The 16,983-nt window shown below is 38.9% G+C and carries 9 protein-coding genes; 7 read left to right on the plus strand and 2 right to left on the minus strand.

The features are described from left to right. Positions 1–10: 10 nt before the first annotated feature. Positions 11–3,970 carry a hybrid sensor histidine kinase/response regulator transcription factor gene (locus G7050_RS04540; RefSeq protein WP_255499257.1) on the minus strand — a complete coding sequence of 1,320 codons (3,960 nt, stop codon included), beginning with the start codon at positions 3,968–3,970 and terminating at the stop codon, positions 11–13. Positions 3,971–4,372: 402 nt separating this feature from the next. Between G7050_RS04540 and G7050_RS04545 the strand changes: the two genes are divergently transcribed. The 7 genes from G7050_RS04545 (at position 4,373) to G7050_RS04575 (ending at position 14,477) form a co-directional block, all read left to right on the plus strand. Then, positions 4,373–7,477 (plus strand): glycoside hydrolase family 2 TIM barrel-domain containing protein, encoded by a 3,105-nt coding sequence (locus tag G7050_RS04545; RefSeq protein ID WP_166111828.1) that lies wholly within the window; start codon positions 4,373–4,375, stop codon positions 7,475–7,477. A 213-nt stretch (positions 7,478–7,690) separates the two neighbouring features. Next, entirely contained in the window at positions 7,691–8,854 is a 1,164-nt protein-coding gene (locus tag G7050_RS04550; RefSeq protein WP_166111832.1) for a glycoside hydrolase family 88 protein, read from the plus strand. Positions 8,855–8,877: 23 nt separating this feature from the next. After that, positions 8,878–10,098, plus strand: coding sequence for a DUF2264 domain-containing protein (locus tag G7050_RS04555; protein WP_166111835.1), 1,221 nt, complete (start codon positions 8,878–8,880; stop codon positions 10,096–10,098). A gap of 172 nt (positions 10,099–10,270) precedes the next feature. Then, on the plus strand, positions 10,271–10,726 hold the full coding sequence (locus G7050_RS04560; protein ID WP_166117637.1) for a RagB/SusD family nutrient uptake outer membrane protein: 456 nt from the start codon (positions 10,271–10,273) through the stop codon (positions 10,724–10,726). A gap of 114 nt (positions 10,727–10,840) precedes the next feature. Continuing rightward, positions 10,841–12,019 (plus strand): glycoside hydrolase family 43 protein, encoded by a 1,179-nt coding sequence (locus G7050_RS04565; protein ID WP_166111838.1) that lies wholly within the window; start codon positions 10,841–10,843, stop codon positions 12,017–12,019. After that, entirely contained in the window at positions 12,016–13,305 is a 1,290-nt protein-coding gene (locus tag G7050_RS04570; RefSeq protein WP_166111841.1) for a BNR repeat-containing protein, read from the plus strand. Before G7050_RS04565 ends, G7050_RS04570 begins: the two co-directional genes overlap by 4 nt. 266 nt (positions 13,306–13,571) lie before the next feature. Next, positions 13,572–14,477 carry a sugar phosphate nucleotidyltransferase gene (locus tag G7050_RS04575; protein ID WP_166111844.1) on the plus strand — a complete coding sequence of 302 codons (906 nt, stop codon included), beginning with the start codon at positions 13,572–13,574 and terminating at the stop codon, positions 14,475–14,477. Positions 14,478–14,589: 112 nt separating this feature from the next. Here the strand turns inward: G7050_RS04575 and G7050_RS04580 are convergent, their stop codons facing one another. Further along, entirely contained in the window at positions 14,590–16,926 is a 2,337-nt protein-coding gene (locus tag G7050_RS04580; protein WP_166111848.1) for an alginate lyase family protein, read from the minus strand. Positions 16,927–16,983 lie beyond the last annotated feature (57 nt).

The raw sequence follows: 16,983 nt of genomic DNA on the forward strand, positions 1-16,983 counted from the left end.
CTCTTTACTCTCACCTCTTCTGATATTCGCTAGGTGTAATATTAAATTCGGTTTTGAAACAAGACGTAAAATATTTCGGGTCTGAGAATCCAACGGAATAAGCAACCTCTGAGATTGAGATCGATTTATCTTTAAGCATCTGACAAGCATGCTTCAAACGGATATTACGTATAAATTCTATCGGAGACAATCCGCTCATAGTCTTTATTTTACGATACAGAGACGACTTTGACATATTCAAATATTCAGCAAAAGTATTCACATCAAATTCAGTTTCCGAAAGATACCTCTCTATAATTTCTATTGCATTCTTTAAGAACTGTTCGTCAAGAGTCGGATATTCAAGTGTTGAGATGTTTATCTCCACATTCGACTTAAATTCCTGCTGCTTGTCTTTCTTGTTGGTTATAAAATTATTGATTCTTGCCTCCAAGACCTTCAAATCGAATGGTTTCGAAATATAACCATCGGCTCCTGCATTATAACATTCGATACGATCGTCCACACTATTCTTTGCTGTAAGCAATAAAATTGAGATGTGGCTTGTTTCTATATTCCTCTTCAATGTACGGCAAAGTTCCAATCCATCCATTTCGGGCATCATTACATCACTGATAATTATATCTATATTTTCTGCTTTCAAAACCCCCATTGCTTCAACACCATTCGAAGCCGTAAGCACATGGTAGCGACCTGATAAAATTTTGCTCATAGTATGCAACAAATCTTCATTGTCCTCAACAAGCAATAGATTGGCATTACCCTTGTTGCTATTCGTATTTACATCTTCCCATTCTTCTATCGGAGGTAAATCGAAACTTTCTTCTGCAATAAGTACTTGTGACGATTCTACCAATTCGAAGTCTTTAAAACTCTCTCTATCAACCGGAATCTTAACAATAAAGCTTGTCCCCTCATTTAATCGGCTTTCCGCCGAAATAGTCCCGTGATGCAATCCGACCAAATCTTTGGTCAGCGAAAGCCCTATCCCATTGGTTTCACTGGCATCGGTTCGGCTATTGTAATAGAAACGGGTAAATACATTATTCAGGTCTTCGGGAGCAATCCCTACCCCACTGTCACTGATACTTATCGTTAACCACTCGTGATTATCTTCTTTCTGAAACCGTAATTCCACTTTTATATTCCCATTCTGAGGTGTGTATTTAAAAGCATTTGACAAAAGATTAAATACTACTTTATCAATCTTATCTGCATCAAAATAAGCCTGCTTCGAATTTACCTCCGACGAAAAAATAAAATCAATTTTCTTCTTCTGGATCAACGGAGAGAAGTGCGTATGACAAACATCCTTTATAAAAGTTACCACATCACCGCTTGTTATTTTGAGTTTCATATTTCCACTCTCCACCTTTCGGAAATCAAGAACCTGCTGCAATAAACGCTTCAAGCGATTCACATTCGATCGCATAATTGAATACTGCAGCAACTGCTTCCTGGATGATGTTTCGATATCATCAATCAGGCACGAAATTATAGTCAGAGGAGTAAGAAAGTCATGCGAAATATTGGTAAAATAGCGTAGCTTGGTTTGAGTAAGTTCCTCCGATTTTTCTTTTTCAATCTGAGCTATTTTCAGTTCATTACGCAATTTTAAACGATTCTGAACAATCCGCAATGCCCAATAAAGAATTATTAAAACAAGAATGCTATATATTAGATATGCCCATAAGGTTTCATAAAATGCAGGAAGTTTCTCAATCTTAAACATAGTAACTTCACTACTCCACAAGCGATTTTCGTCTGTGGCTTTTACATAAAACGTATACGATCCTTTTCCCAATTGATTATACGTAGCAAACTGGCGGTTGTTGCCCGTATATACCCAATCATCGTCCACACCTTCCATTTTATACGCATATTGTATCTTTCCCGGAAAGGTATAGTTGAGAGACGAAAAATCAATTTCTATATTTCTGTCATCGGGATAAATAGTCAAAGTCTGAGAAATTGCATTAAACCGTGAATCGGAGAATCCTTGAAGTACCGATTGATTTTGAATCTTAACATCAGTAATCAACACTTTTGATGGCTTGGGATTTTCCGATAATTTATCGGATGACGCAAAAGAACTTATACCCCGATTACCTCCAAAATATATTTTATCGGAACCACTCTTAAAATACGAACCTTTCAGAAACGAGTTTACTAGCAATCCATCCGAAACCGTATAATCTCTCGAAGCACCGTTTTCGGGGTTATATTCGGTAATCCTCTTGTTGGTAGATATCCAGATACGATTATAATTATCCACTACAATATCAAGAATAGCTTCGCCGAACATTCCACACGATTTTGTATAATCCGTAAATGAGTTTTTACTTTTATCATATACTATAATATTCCCCTCCTTGGTTCCAATCCAGATCCGATTACTTCCATCGGCATATATCGACTGTATATTATCACTAATCAGGTTATCCGATTTTTCATTGTAGTTTCTTATTTCAGATTTGCTGTAATCAATACCATCAGCAGATGTGAGTTCATACACACCACTATTCTCGCTACTAACCCAAATAGAACCGTCACGATCTTCGGTTATACCCGTCAATGCTCCGAAAGAACTGTCAATATGTACAATTTTATCCTTACCAAAAGGTTTCATAAACAGTCCCCCCGAAGTAACAACCCAGATATTCTTTTTCCTGTCCTCAAAAAACATTCGGGGAAGACCGGGGTTAGACTGATATAAAGCCAGATTAATTTCTTCTTCTATGGTAACTACTCCACCTTTTCGATTCAACACATATATAATAGGTTCGTTCTCTAACCCCGCCCAAATATTATCGGTACTTGTAAAGCCTTTTATACAAGCCGTGTTTCGAAACCCTTGAATATCTCGAAGCTGTGGAAAATCGCTAAAAAGTTTTATTTCTTTCTGCTGGGGATAATAAAGAACCAGCCCCAAACGGTTTTGATTTAACCACATCACCCCGTCTTTATCTTCATAAATAGAGGTCACATTGGGTACTACACCTACCTTCTGAGTTATGACCTTTAAAGGATAATTATGAATCTCTGGCTTATTGAAATTTATAGTCAACGCCCCTTCACTGAAAGCCCCGATCCAGAGATTACCACTTCGGTCTTTAATAATTTCACTGAATATATTATTTGTCTCTTTAAACAGGTGCGATATATCAGCCTGCTTTACCGATCCGTCATTTGCGTATTCGAGAGCATACAATCCCGAAAATGACATCGCCCAGATATATCCTTGCAAATCGTCCTGCACTATACTGAAAAATGTATCTTCGGGTTGCTGCCGTTCCTTGTTGAAAATCTTCTGACTTACGTACATATCCTGTCCGCTTCTGGAAGGGTAAAATTTATAAATCCCATCGCCCCATGTACATATCCAATATTGCTTATGATTATCCAGAAATATCCGAAACGGATTATTGGTTGTTCCTATATTGGGATAATGAATAAAAGAATCGGTCGTTTTATTGTATTTATGCAGTCCGCCTCTCCACAGTAATACCCAGATATTCCTCTCCGAATCTTCGGTGATAGAATTCACCCCGTTAGAGGGTAGCGAAGCGTTTGTTGCATCCGACGTATAATGCTTTATCCTTTTAAAATTAGAATCATATCTATAAATACCATTACCCACGCCCACCCATATCGTACCATCGGAGGCTGTCAATATAGACCGTATATGCTCTCGCCTGATAAGGGAGTCCTTTAAATGAACAATCTGAAAAGTTTCCCTATTCAAGATATTCAGCCCCTCTCTGGTTCCTATCCATAAGTTATTATTCTTATCTTCCGAAATACAGGTAATCTCATTATTTGTCAACAGATTCGGATTATTCAGATTCGACCTAAAGGTCAATAACCTATAGGCATCATATCTGCATAAACCATCTAAAGTGCCAAACCAGATATACCCGTCCTTATCCTGAAAAATCCGTTGAACCGAATTTGAAGGAAACTGAGCCATAACTGGTATTGGATTAATAGAAATGGAATTGGAATATAAATCGGATATTACTCCCAGAATAAAAAAAACGGCAATAAAAACGGCAATAAAAACAGACTTGTGTCTTAGGTTTAAGGTAAACATGAGTAAGGGGATTTTTGATAAAGGTTATCACAATATTAGAAATAATTTTCTTGAAATAGTATATAGATAATTCAAAAAAGGAGACCTTTATAGGTCTAAAGCCTTAATTGACCGATTTGTTATCCTTCGAGTGAATGATTTGTCTACCTCTATATAAAATTTTGGATGTATTTTTGTTTATCACTATATTAGATGTCCAATACTTTCTACTGTTTACCGATAAAACCAAGAATCGAAATTCAAGTTGTCAAGATATAAAATACTTTAAATTATTAAACCATGAAAAAAAACATCTATCTGCTTCTATTTGCAGTCATCTGTGGTAATCTATATGCCCAGAACAATGTACCTGACTGGGAGAACCCGGAGGTATTTGCTGTAAATAAGGAAAAAACCAGAGCTACATCCCTGCCATTTGCGGACGAAACTTCGGCTCTCAAAAATGAGTCTATGTCTTCACCTTACTTTAAGTCGCTGGACGGAATCTGGAAATTTTATTGGGTACCCAAAATCAGCGAAGTTCCTGCCGGTTTCTACAAAGAGAACTACGATGTTTCGAAATGGGCGGATATGAAAGTTCCCGGAAACTGGGAGTTTAACGGATACGGCATACCTATGTATGTAAACGTAGGCTTCGGTTTCAAAGCAAAACCACCTCACATCGACAGAGAAGATTCGCCCACAGGAGCATATCGCAGAGAGTTTACAATTCCTGAAGACTGGGATGGTCGCCGCGTATTTATCCACTTCGAAGGCGGAACCAACTCGATGTATGTATGGGTGAATGGCGAAAAAGTAGGATATACAGAAAACGCAAAAAGCCCTGCTGAATTTGATATCACAAAATACGTCCGTAAAGGAAAGAACACCCTTGCTTGTGAAGTACACAAATATAGCGATGGTTCGTATCTCGAAGATCAGGACATGTGGCGTTTAGGTGGTATCAACAGGAGTGTATATTTATACTCGACAGATCAAACACGTATCTTGGATTTCTTTGCACACCCCGATCTGGATAAAAATTACAAAAACGGATTATTCTCTTTAGACCTTGTATTGAAAAACTATACCAGTTCGGCAAAAGATCAAACCGTAGAAGTTTCCATCTTAGACAAAAATGGTAAAAAGGTATTTAACAGTAATCAGAAAGTAAATATTCCTGCCGATAATACAGCAGAGACTACCATCAAAGGAACTGTTTCGTCTCCCCTTAAATGGACGGCAGAAACTCCTAATCTGTACACTTTGGTTATAACATTAAAAGATAACAAGGGCAAGGTTATAGAATCGACTTCTCACAAAATCGGATTCAGAAAAATAGAAATCACCGACGGACAAGTTTTTGTTAACGGTAAGAAAGTATACTTCAAAGGTGTAAATCTACACGAATTCAATACTCAAACAGGACAAGTCGTAAACCGTGAGGTGATGATGCGTAATATTCAGTTGATGAAAGAACTAAACATAAATGCAGTACGCACATCACACTATCCTCAACCTCCCCTTTGGTACGAATTATGCGATCAATATGGTATCTATTTAGTAGCCGAAGCAAATATGGAATCGCACGGTTTGGGGTATGGACCTGATAATGTATCCAATCTACCCGAATGGCTGGGTGCTCATATGGATAGAATAATCCGTTCGGTTGAAAGAGACAAAAATCACCCATCCGTAATATTCTGGTCGTTAGGAAATGAATCGGGTAACGGCAAAGCCTTTTTCGAGATGTATAAATGGGCTAAAGAAAGAGACAACAGCCGCCCTGTTCAGTACGAGCAAGCACATCAGAAAGATCCTAATACCGATATTCTTTGTCCGATGTACCCATCTTGGGAATCTATGAAAAGGGATGCCGCCAAAGATTTAGGACGTCCTTACATTATGTGCGAGTATGCTCATGCCATGGGTAACAGTATGGGGAATTTCCAGGAATATTGGGATTTGATGCGTAGCAGTAAAAATATGCAAGGTGGTTTTATCTGGGAATGGTACAATCACGGATTCAAAACTCAGGATGAACAAGGACGTCCTTATTGGGCATACGGTGGAGACCTTAAGGGATACAATAAAATGAATGATGGTAACTTCTGTATTGATGGTATCATAAGTCCCGATCAGAATTACCTGCCTCATACTCATATTGTAAAGAAAGTATATCAAAATATTCTGTTCGAACCTAAAGATTTGAATAACGGTATTATTACTGTAATCAATGACTTTAAATTCACAGACCTTACCAACAAGAATTATACTTACAAATGGGTACTTCTTAAAAATGGAAAAGTATTCGGTGAAGGTAATTTTGATGCAGTAATCCCTGCTGATACTAAAAAAGACATCAAACTGAATCTACCGGCAATCACACCCGAAGCAGGAGCAGAATACTATCTGCAACTATTTGCTTATAATAAGGAACAAACACCGTTTACCCCTGCAGGATTCGAGGTGGCTAAAGAAGAATTTGCATTCGATTCGAATAACTACTTTACACCTGCAACTTATACAGGTTCTTTAAACGTAGAGAAAGGGGAAGATAAGATTACTGTAAAATCGGGTACAATCAGCTACGAATTCTCGACTAAAAACGGTAAGAGCCTTCTATCAGTAGAGAATGACGGAAAAAGAGTATTTCGTGAACTTCCCCGCTTGAATTTCTGGCGTGCTCCTATCGATAACGATTTCGGATCATGGGAACAATACGCTTTACGTATATGGGATGCCGCCGGACAGAACGTTATTTATACATACAAAGGGTCTCAGGAAAACGGTGGTGCCATATCATTCAATTATGAGGCAAAACTCAGAGGTATTGAAGCAAAAGTTGATTTCACTTATACCGTAAATAAAGACGGTAGCCTTACTACTGATGCTCATTATAAAGCCTTATCGGATGACCTGCCCGAAATGATGCGTTTCGGTATGCTCATGACTCTACCCCAAGAATACAATGACTTCACTTGGTATGGTCGTGGTCCTTGGGAGAATTATGTAGACCGAAACGGCGATACCTTTATGGGCGTTTGGAACGGTGCTGTTGAAGATCAGTATTATCCATACATCCGTCCTCAGGAAGGTGGTAACAAAACCGATGTACGCTGGTTATCCTTAACAGACAAATCAGGTAAAGGCATTCTTATAAAAGGAGCACAACCTTTATCGGTGAGTGCGACCAATAATCGACCCGAAGACCTCGATCCGGGAATGACTAAGAAGCAACAACATGCTTCCGATGTATTACCTCGTAAAGAAGTAGTTCTTTGTGTTGACTTATTCCAACGCGGAGTTGCCGGGCTAGATTCTTGGGGAGCAAAACCTCTGGATGAATACCGATTCAGTGATAAAGAATACAAGTACAGTTATACAATCAGTATTTTGAAATAAGGTATCAGACCTTTCTGATAGGTTATCTATTTCTTAAAGCCTCACTTCAAACAGTGAGGCTTTATTTATAAAAATGGCGGATTTATAACTATGAATTAATTATACTCCTCTTTTGAATTATTCATACACTATCTGTTATTAATGTCTTTCACATCTTTGCTTCCATCAAAAAGACAATAATAAAAAGGTCGGAGACCTTAATAAATAGACACTATGAGAAAATTCAGAACATCTTTTTTATTTCTTATTCCTCTTTTTACTTTCTCCTATATAGGATGTAGTAATAATAAAACCGCCACACGGTCAGAATCGAACTTACCCGCCCGAACTGAGGTTATCGAAATCATTCAAAAAGTAAACGGGAACTGGCAGGCATCACACCCCAATCACGAAAATTCATTCTGGCATCGGGCAGCCTATCATACTGGAAACATGGCAGCTTATGAGGTCACCAAAATTGAGAATTACAAAGCTTATTCCGAAGCGTGGGCAGAACATAATCTTTGGATGGGGGCTCAATCGAACGATACTTCGAAATGGAAATACAGTTATGGAGAAAGTGACGAATATGTGCTTTTCGGAGATTTCCAGACTTGTTTTCAAGTATATATCGACTTATACAACTTGAATCCCGATGAGAAGAAAATAGCCAGAGCCAAACAAGTAATGGAATACCAGATGTCAACACCAAATAACGATTATTGGTGGTGGGCAGACGGTCTGTACATGGCAATGCCTGTAATGACTAAACTCTATAAACTTACAGATAACGAATTGTATCTCGATAAATTATACGAATACTTTTCGTTTGCCAGAGATCTGATGTATGACTCCGAAAGTAAATTATTCTATCGAGATGCCAAATATATTTATCCGAAGCATAAAACTGATAACGGACTAAAAGACTTTTGGGCGAGAGGTAACGGATGGGTTTTCGCAGCCATGCCCAAAACGTTGGAAAATCTCCCTGAAACCAATGCACATCGGGCAGAATACATCAAAATCTATCAGGATATGGCAATTGCCATTGCAGACAGTCAACAGGAAGATGGTTCGTGGACACGGTCTATGCTCGACCCTCAACATGCACCGGGACCTGAAACCAGTGGAACGGCTTTCTTTACTTATGGCTTCTTATGGGGGATAAACAATGGAATCCTTGATAAAGCAACCTATTTACCTGTCGTAGAAAAAAGCTGGAAATATCTATCGGAAACAGCTTTACAACCCGATGGTAAAATTGGGTATGTACAACCCATTGGAGAAAAAGCAATACCGGGACAAGTGGTAGACGTAAACTCGACTGCCGATTTTGGTGTAGGAGCATTTCTTCTGGCAGCCTCCGAATTAGTAAAATATCTGGATAAGCAGCAGTAAACAACACAAAAATTCAACTTACTATGAAAAAGATTCTCACCTTACTTTTTTTCGCTTGTACTTGTTATTCTGTGCAGTTACAAGCAGCAGAACCAACTCCCGACCGCACTTATTGGGCAAATCTGCTTTATAAAATATCCGAGCCTGTATTGAGTAATATGAGTAAAGGCGAACTCGTAAAAAACATGCAGGTAGAAGTAAGCCCCACGTGGGATGGTCGCCGTACCAGAGTAACGTATATGGAAGCTTTCGGACGCCTGATGGCAGGTTTAGCACCTTGGTTAAGTCTGCCCGATGACAATACTTCCGAAGGAAAACAAAGAAAGCAATTAAGAGAATGGGCTTTAAAAAGCTATGCACATGCAGTAGACCCTGATAGTCCCGATTATCTGCAATGGGATAAAGAAGGGCAAGCTCTTGTAGATGCAGCCTATGTAGCAAATAGCTTTTTAAGGGCACCCAAACAATTGTGGGAACCTCTGGATGAAGTGACAAAAAAACGCTATGTTGACGAATTTCAAAAACTACGTTGGGTAGATCCACCCTATACCAATTGGTTACTGTTTTCGGCAATGATCGAAACATTCCTCCTGTCAATAGACGAGCAATACGACGCATACCGCATTCACAGTGCCATTCGTAAAATAGAAGAATGGTATGTGGGAGACGGATGGTATGCCGACGGAACCCATTTTGCATTCGATTACTACAACAGCTATGTTATTCAACCAATGTATGTTGAAGTTCTGGAAGTATTGGTAACTAAAAACAGAATGGTAAAACAAGAGACCTTAGATATTGCCCGCAAGCGTATGCAACGATACGGACTTATTTTAGAACGTTTTATATCACCCGAAGGATCATTCCCTGCTTTTGGGCGGTCTATGACATACCGCATGGGAGCTTTTCAACCGTTAGCTTTATTATCGTGGCGACAAGAATTACCCGAAGAGCTAAGCGAAGGGCAGGTTCGAAGTGCATTGACATGCGTTATGAAAAGAATGTTTGAAGCTAAAGGCAATTTCAATGAGAAAGGATTTCTTCAACTGGGGTTTGCGGGACACCAACCCAATCTTGCCGATTGGTACACCAACAACGGTAGTCTGTACCTGACCTCCCTCACATTTCTACCGTTGGGACTACCTGCTGATCATTCGTTCTGGGCGGCTCCCGCTGAAGATTGGACTGCTAAAAAAGCTTGGTCGGGAGAAGATTTCCCCAAAGATCATGCTATCGGATTTTAACGTTTCAAATCTTCACAACCATATTATAGCAACAGATTTTATTCTCTACTAAACAAAAAAGGAGTTGATCTATAATTCAACTCCTTTGATCTGATTCTCCCCTATTCTCCTTATTCCTTTTATCTAGTTTTGGGAAAATTAACCTCAAAATCCATACTACAATGCTGCATAAATTAACCTTCGCCTTAACAAATGGGGAGCTTTTGATCCAAATGACACTTTCGGATGGGCTACGGTTAAAGACTGGATTTTGATGCGATGGGGAGAAACTTACCTGCTACTTGCCGAAGCTCAGTTTAAGCAAGGTAAAACAACGGAGGCTGCCAATACAATCAATGTGCTTCGCGAACGTGCATTTCCTAATTATCCGGCACAAGGAAAAGTTTCGGCATCCGACATTACATTGGATTTTATACTTGATGAACGTGCCAGAGAGCTTATCGGTGAAGAAAACCGCCGCATGACATTGATGCGTACAGGAACCTTAGTCGAACGGGCTAAACTGAATACCACCAAATATAAACCGATAGTGGGGATAAGCAAAACAAATCTTCTACTGCCTATACCTCTGACTGAAATTCAATTGAATAAAGATGCTGTATTGGAGCAAAATCCGGGATATGATTAAGCCGGTAAATAAATAAAATGGTACAGGGGTTTCTCTTCTCCAGAAAGAGAAATCCCATTCCTTGAAAACTATCTCTCTCAAATCAAAACTTTGTTCTCTTAAAGAATAATCAATATGATAAAGTTAAAATATCTCCTAGTAGCCTTCCTTTTTATTCTTGATGTAAATGTTTTGTTTGCCTCTACTTCTTATATAGAATCTCCATCGGGAAATAATAATGTCTCTTCGCACCAATCATTCCAACCCGGAAAAATATGGACGGATACAGATGGCATCCACATAAACGCTCATGGAGGAGGAATGCTTTATCACAACAGCAAATACTATTGGTTTGGAGAAAATAAGGGAGAAAAAAGCAATAACGCCTTAGTGGGTGTTATGTGCTATTCGTCAGACGACCTTTACAATTGGAAAAACGAAGGAGTTGCCCTTTCTGTTGTAGAAAGTGACGAAAACAGTCCTATTGCAAAAGGCTGCATTATGGAACGACCTAAGGTAGTGTACAATCAAAAGACAAAACAATTTGTCATGTTCTTTCATCTCGAACTGAAAGGCAAAGGATACGAAAGTGCCCACGTAGGAATTGCGACAAGTGATAAACCAACCGGACCATTTCGGTTTGTGAAATCATACCGTCCCAATGCAGGATATTTCCCTATAGATATGTCTGAGAAGCAAAAGAGCTCTAAAGTTACACCTGAAAATTTCCCTAAGTGGTGGACTAAAGAATGGACTACCGCCGTAAAAGACGGAATGTTTGTCCGCCGTGATTTTCAAGGAGGGCAAATGTCACGTGATATGACCGTATATGTAGATGACGATGGCAAAGCCTATCATATATATTCGTCGGAAGAAAATCTGACTATACAATTAGCAGAACTGACTGACGACTACCTGAGCCACACTGGTAAATATATACGGATAGAACCCGCAGGTCATAACGAAGCTCCTGCTATTTTCAAGAAAGACGGGCGTTACTTTATGATTACCTCAGGATGTACAGGCTGGGCTCCTAATGCTGCACGTTTACTTGTTGCAGACAATATCTGGGGACCTTGGAAATTATATCCTAATCCTTGTGTAGGCAAAAACTCCGAACTGACTTTTCATTCACAAAGTACCTATATATTACCTGTTGCAGGCAAGAAGGATGCTTTTATTTTTATGGCAGACCGATGGACTCCCAAAAATCCGATAGATGGCAGGTATGTATGGCTACCTATTCAGTTTGAAAATAATTTACCTGTATTGAGATGGTTAGATAACTGGACTTTAGATATCTTTGATTTATGAAAAACCTTATTGTACTTATTCTGGGCTTATTACCTCAACTCATTTATTCACAGCAGTTAGTGCCTGTTGGTGATGGATGGGCAAACAATTCGTTGAATGTAACCGTATTCCGAAAAAATTCGCTTGTCACATACAAGGACACACAGTTTATAGCGTATTATGACAATGATGGATTCCTAATCTTGGGTAAGAGAAAACTTCCTAAAAGAGAATGGACTATACATAAAACTCAATATACAGGTAATGTGAATGATGCTCATAATTCTATCAGCATTATGGCTGATGGTGACGGATATCTGCATGTATCTTGGGATCATCACGGACACCCTCTGCGCTATGCTAAGAGTATTGCACCTCTATCTTTAGAATTAGGCGATAAACAATCGATGACAGGGGAATTGGAGGAAAATGTCACTTATCCTGAATTTTACAAAATGCCTAATGGAGATTTGATATTTATATATCGGGATGGGCAATCGGGAAAAGGAAATCTCGTCTTAAACCGCTACAACGTAAAAACCAAGACATGGAATCAGTTACAGAAAAACCTGATCGATGGCGAAGGCAAGCGAAATGCTTATGCCCAATCGTGCGTAGACGATAAAGGTGTTATCCATATTTCGTGGGTATGGCGTGAGACTCCCGATGTGGCAACTAATCATGACCTATGTTATGCAAAATCATTAGACGGAGGTATAACATGGATGAATTCAAAAGGAAAAATATATATATTACCGATAATTGCCGAGACATCGGAATATGCAGCATTGATTCCTCAAAACAGCGAACTGATCAATCAAACTGCAATGACTACCGACAGTAAAGGTAATCCTTACATTGCAACTTATTGGAGAGAAAAAAACTCTGATATCCCACAATATCATATTGTTTATAACAAGCATAACGAATGGAGAGTGCTGAACCTTAATTTCCGAAATACATCTTTCTCTCTTAAAGGGGGAGGAACAAAACGTATACCTATTTCACGCCCTCAACTGATAGTTGACACTAAGGGTAAAAATACAAATTTATTTCTACTGTTTCGGGATGAAGAAAGAGAGGGAAAAGTCTCGATGGCTGTTTGCAAAGACGTTGATGGAAATAAATGGACAGTCCGTGATTTAACTGATTTTTCGGTCGGCTCATGGGAACCCTCTTTCGATACAGAACTATGGAGAAACAAGAAACAACTGCATATTTTCGTTCAGAAAGCAGATCAGGTAGATGGAGAAGGCAAAGCTGATATAGCACCTCAAAAAGTACAAGTATTAGAAGTCTATCCGTAAGATTAGAGGGTTATGAATCTCATTAATAATGAACAATAGAGCTATAGGGAATGTTAAAAGATAGGATGATAGTAGAGTAATTATTTATCGGGATTACCTTATGCCGAAGGTAAACTTAAGGCGGCACGTAGGGACAAAGATGATAAAGAAATTTGTATCTTTGTTATTCAGTCTATAAGATAGATTCGACTTCCAAAGAGAAGTAAATTTTATCCGTCTTAGACTATACAGAGATTATTATTAACATCAAATAGAGAAAAAGAACTATGAAACCTACATTATTTGTACTGGCAGCCGGAATGGGTAGCCGATATGGTGGACTAAAACAGCTCGACGCTTTGGGTCCTAATGGGGAAGCTATTATGGATTACTCCATATACGATGCATTACAAGCAGGATTTGGTAAAATTGTATTTGTAATACGAAAAGCTTTTGAAGAGGAATTCAGAAAAAAGATTCTCTCCAAATACGAAAAATCAATACCTGTAGAAGTAGTGTTTCAGGAATTGGATGACCTGCCCGAAGGGTTTACTCCCAACCCCGAGAGAGAAAAACCATGGGGTACAAATCATGCGGTATTGATGGGTAAAACGGTTATTAACGAACCATTCGGAATCATAAATTCTGATGACTTTTACGGCAGAGAGAGCTTTCAACTTTTAGCAGGACAACTCAGAAACATGGAGGGTAAAACCGCTCATTATTGTATGATGGGGTACATGTTAGGCAATACATTGTCCGACAGCGGATCGGTAGCCAGAGGTATCTGCGAAGTAGACAAAGACAATATTCTTCTCAAAATAGTAGAGCGCACCGAAGTTAAAAGAGCGGAAGGTACTCCTCAGTTTAAAGACGAGGATGGTACTTGGAAAAATCTGACTGATACAACTCCCGTGTCTATGAATATGTGGGGATTCACTCCCGATTATTTCGACCTTTCGGAAAAATATTTCGTCGAATTCCTAAAAGAAAATAAAGACAAGGTGAAGGCTGAATTCCTGATCCCGACTTTAATAAATACGCTGATCGAAAAGAAACTGATCGAAGTGAAAGTATTCAACACACCATCCAAATGGTTTGGTATTACTTATGCTAAAGATCGCCCCGAAGCTATTTTGAAAATAAAAGACCTTGTAGCAAATAAGGTATATCCTGATAAACTTTTCAGTTAAGATCGAAAACCTGTTTATTGCACATTACTTAATATCAGAATGAAAGATAAGAAAAAGAGGAGAGCCAAACGGTTCTCCTCTTTTCACAAATACCCAAAAGAAACCTATCACTTTAATACACCTTTTGGTTATTCTTTAAATTCTTTTTTCTGTTGAGTGCTTCCAGGAAATAATAATCAGCATATACAATCGGAGCATCAATCTCATCCGACTTAGGATAATTCCCTGTCGAATGCAGCAACAAGAATCCTTGCGCAGTACCCTCCTGAGCCATATAATTATCAATCAGATTACTCAATATGGTATCAGCCCATGTTGTATATTTTTCCTTGTTCGTATTACTATAGTGTGCCAGCTCATACAAAGCCGATGCTATAACACAAGCCGCAGAAACATCTCTCGGAGCATTTGGTATAGATGGATCATTAAAATCCCAATATGGAATCAGATCGGCAGGGAGATTTTTATTCGAGAAGATAAACTTGGCAACCTCATCCGCTAATTTCAGATAATCAGCATTCTTCGTATAACGATAAGTCATTGTAAAACCATACAACGCCCACGCCTGACCTCTTGCCCATGCCGAAGAATCGGAATATCCCTGATGGGTTTGTTTCTTCTCCACCTTACCAGATATTGTATCGTAGCTAACCACGTGATAAGACGAATAATCGTCTCTGAAATGGTTGTTCAATGTGGTCATGGCATGCTTATCTGCAATATCGTAGTACTTCTTATTGCCCGAAGTTTCAGCCGCCCAAAACAAAAGCTCTAAATTCATCATATTGTCTATGATTACAGGAAATTGCCATTTATCGGCATTGTGATCCCACGAACGGATAGCTCCAATCTTAGGATTGAATCTTTTAGATAAAGTTTCAGCCGATTGCAAAAGTATTTCCTTGTAATGATTGTCATTTGTCAACCTATAACCATTGCCAAAAGAGCAATATAATTTAAAGCCAAGGTCATGTGTGCCTCTGTCCATTTTCTCACCCTCAATAAGGAGCGATTGCTTATTGGCTTTTTCTTTCCATTGATTGTTTTTACTATAACCATATACATACCACAGCGATCCGGGGAAGAAACCCGAACACCAGTCACGAGGTGTTACCATTCTAAGGCTTCCGTCCTTTTCTACTGTACGTGGATTAACCAGATTCTTTTTATCGGTAGTAGCTAAAACTTTATCCATACACTCAAAAGCATAATCGTACTGACGTATTGTAAAGTTGAATACTTCATCTATCACATCGGGAGCACCAAAAAGTAATCGGTTGCGATCGGACATTTTTTGTTTACTATACTTTTTATAAAGTGCTAAGTAATTTTGCTTTGACGGATCTAAAGCCACAATTCGATAAAGGTCTTCACACAATTCCTGTTGCTTGCCTTCCCATCCGCTTATTTGTTGATATGGCCACTCCGAAACTTCTTTGCCCAGATAAGTAGTCAGGAAATCTACCGCTTTATAAAAGGTTCTGCCATCCGAAGATTCTACTTTATTCAGTTCTTTTCCAAAATGTTTAGCAATGGCAAACATATCTATCATGTGACGGATATTGTACTGCGAATAACCGAAAGCCAATGTTCGACGCAATTCCTGAGGTTGTTTTCCATCGGGTTCTATTTGAGTGAAAAGACGTTTTTCGGCAAATTCATCCACAACCTTTTGTGCCCCTTTATCGTTACCCGAAAACAAGTGGTATATCGCTAACTGAACATCGTATGCTAAGGCATGATTATTTTTCGCATTGCGCTCTTCAACACCCTGTTTACTGGTTTCGAACCACTTTGTGAATTCACCGAACCATTTCTGTAATACGGCTTTGTCTTTTGCAGTATAACTCTTCGAACTTTCGAGAAGTTGTACACTATTCAGCATATCCACAAACGAATAGGTATCAATCAATCCCATAGGACGACCTTTAGAGTCATTTACACCGGGAACGAACTGTGCATAATTGAGATTGGGATTCATTTTAGTTTTCGGATCTAAAAACCATGTACGAAGAAATTCCACAGCCTTTGCCGCATAACGTTCGTCACCACTAAAGAAGTAAGCCAACGATAGCGTATTTACAGCATTAGCCATCTCTCCTAATGGGTTTCTGTCATAATTCTCTAATTCGGGATTAGATTCCCCATCTCTATGTATATAAGGCAATCCGTCTGATTTTGCAGGATCGGGCCAAACATATCTGCTAAGGCTCACATAATCGTGTTTATCGCCACTCGGAGCTATTGCTTTTTTGTCTGTAACCGATAGTGTTTTCTTCTGCATAACCTTATCAGCATCCTGCAAAAGGTCTCTATAGGCACTCGAATAAGTGAGCGAATGGATATTTGCTTTAACGGATGTCATTGTGTTGATATCCCATATCCATTGAGCATTAACGGTGGATATCATTCCCAGAAAAAGCAGGAATAAAATATACGTTTTTTTCATAATTAAGAGTTTAAGGTCTCAGACCTTGTTATAACTTTTAGCTCAGAAAGTGAATTA

It is taken from the genome of Dysgonomonas sp. HDW5A (assembly GCF_011299555.1).
Lineage (GTDB): Bacteria > Bacteroidota > Bacteroidia > Bacteroidales > Dysgonomonadaceae > Dysgonomonas_A.

What these genes read in the sequence shown, in the direction of transcription:
- G7050_RS04540 (WP_255499257.1), bottom strand. Translation starts at nt 3,970, where the DNA reads ATGGCTCAGTTTCCTTCAAATTCGGTTCAACGGATTTTTCAGGATAAG.
- G7050_RS04545 (WP_166111828.1), top strand. Translation starts at nt 4,373, where the DNA reads ATGAAAAAAAACATCTATCTGCTTCTATTTGCAGTCATCTGTGGTAAT.
- G7050_RS04550 (WP_166111832.1), top strand. Translation starts at nt 7,691, where the DNA reads ATGAGAAAATTCAGAACATCTTTTTTATTTCTTATTCCTCTTTTTACT.
- G7050_RS04555 (WP_166111835.1), top strand. Translation starts at nt 8,878, where the DNA reads ATGAAAAAGATTCTCACCTTACTTTTTTTCGCTTGTACTTGTTATTCT.
- G7050_RS04565 (WP_166111838.1), top strand. Translation starts at nt 10,841, where the DNA reads ATGATAAAGTTAAAATATCTCCTAGTAGCCTTCCTTTTTATTCTTGAT.
- G7050_RS04570 (WP_166111841.1), top strand. Translation starts at nt 12,016, where the DNA reads ATGAAAAACCTTATTGTACTTATTCTGGGCTTATTACCTCAACTCATT.
- G7050_RS04575 (WP_166111844.1), top strand. Translation starts at nt 13,572, where the DNA reads ATGAAACCTACATTATTTGTACTGGCAGCCGGAATGGGTAGCCGATAT.
- G7050_RS04580 (WP_166111848.1), bottom strand. Translation starts at nt 16,926, where the DNA reads ATGAAAAAAACGTATATTTTATTCCTGCTTTTTCTGGGAATGATATCC.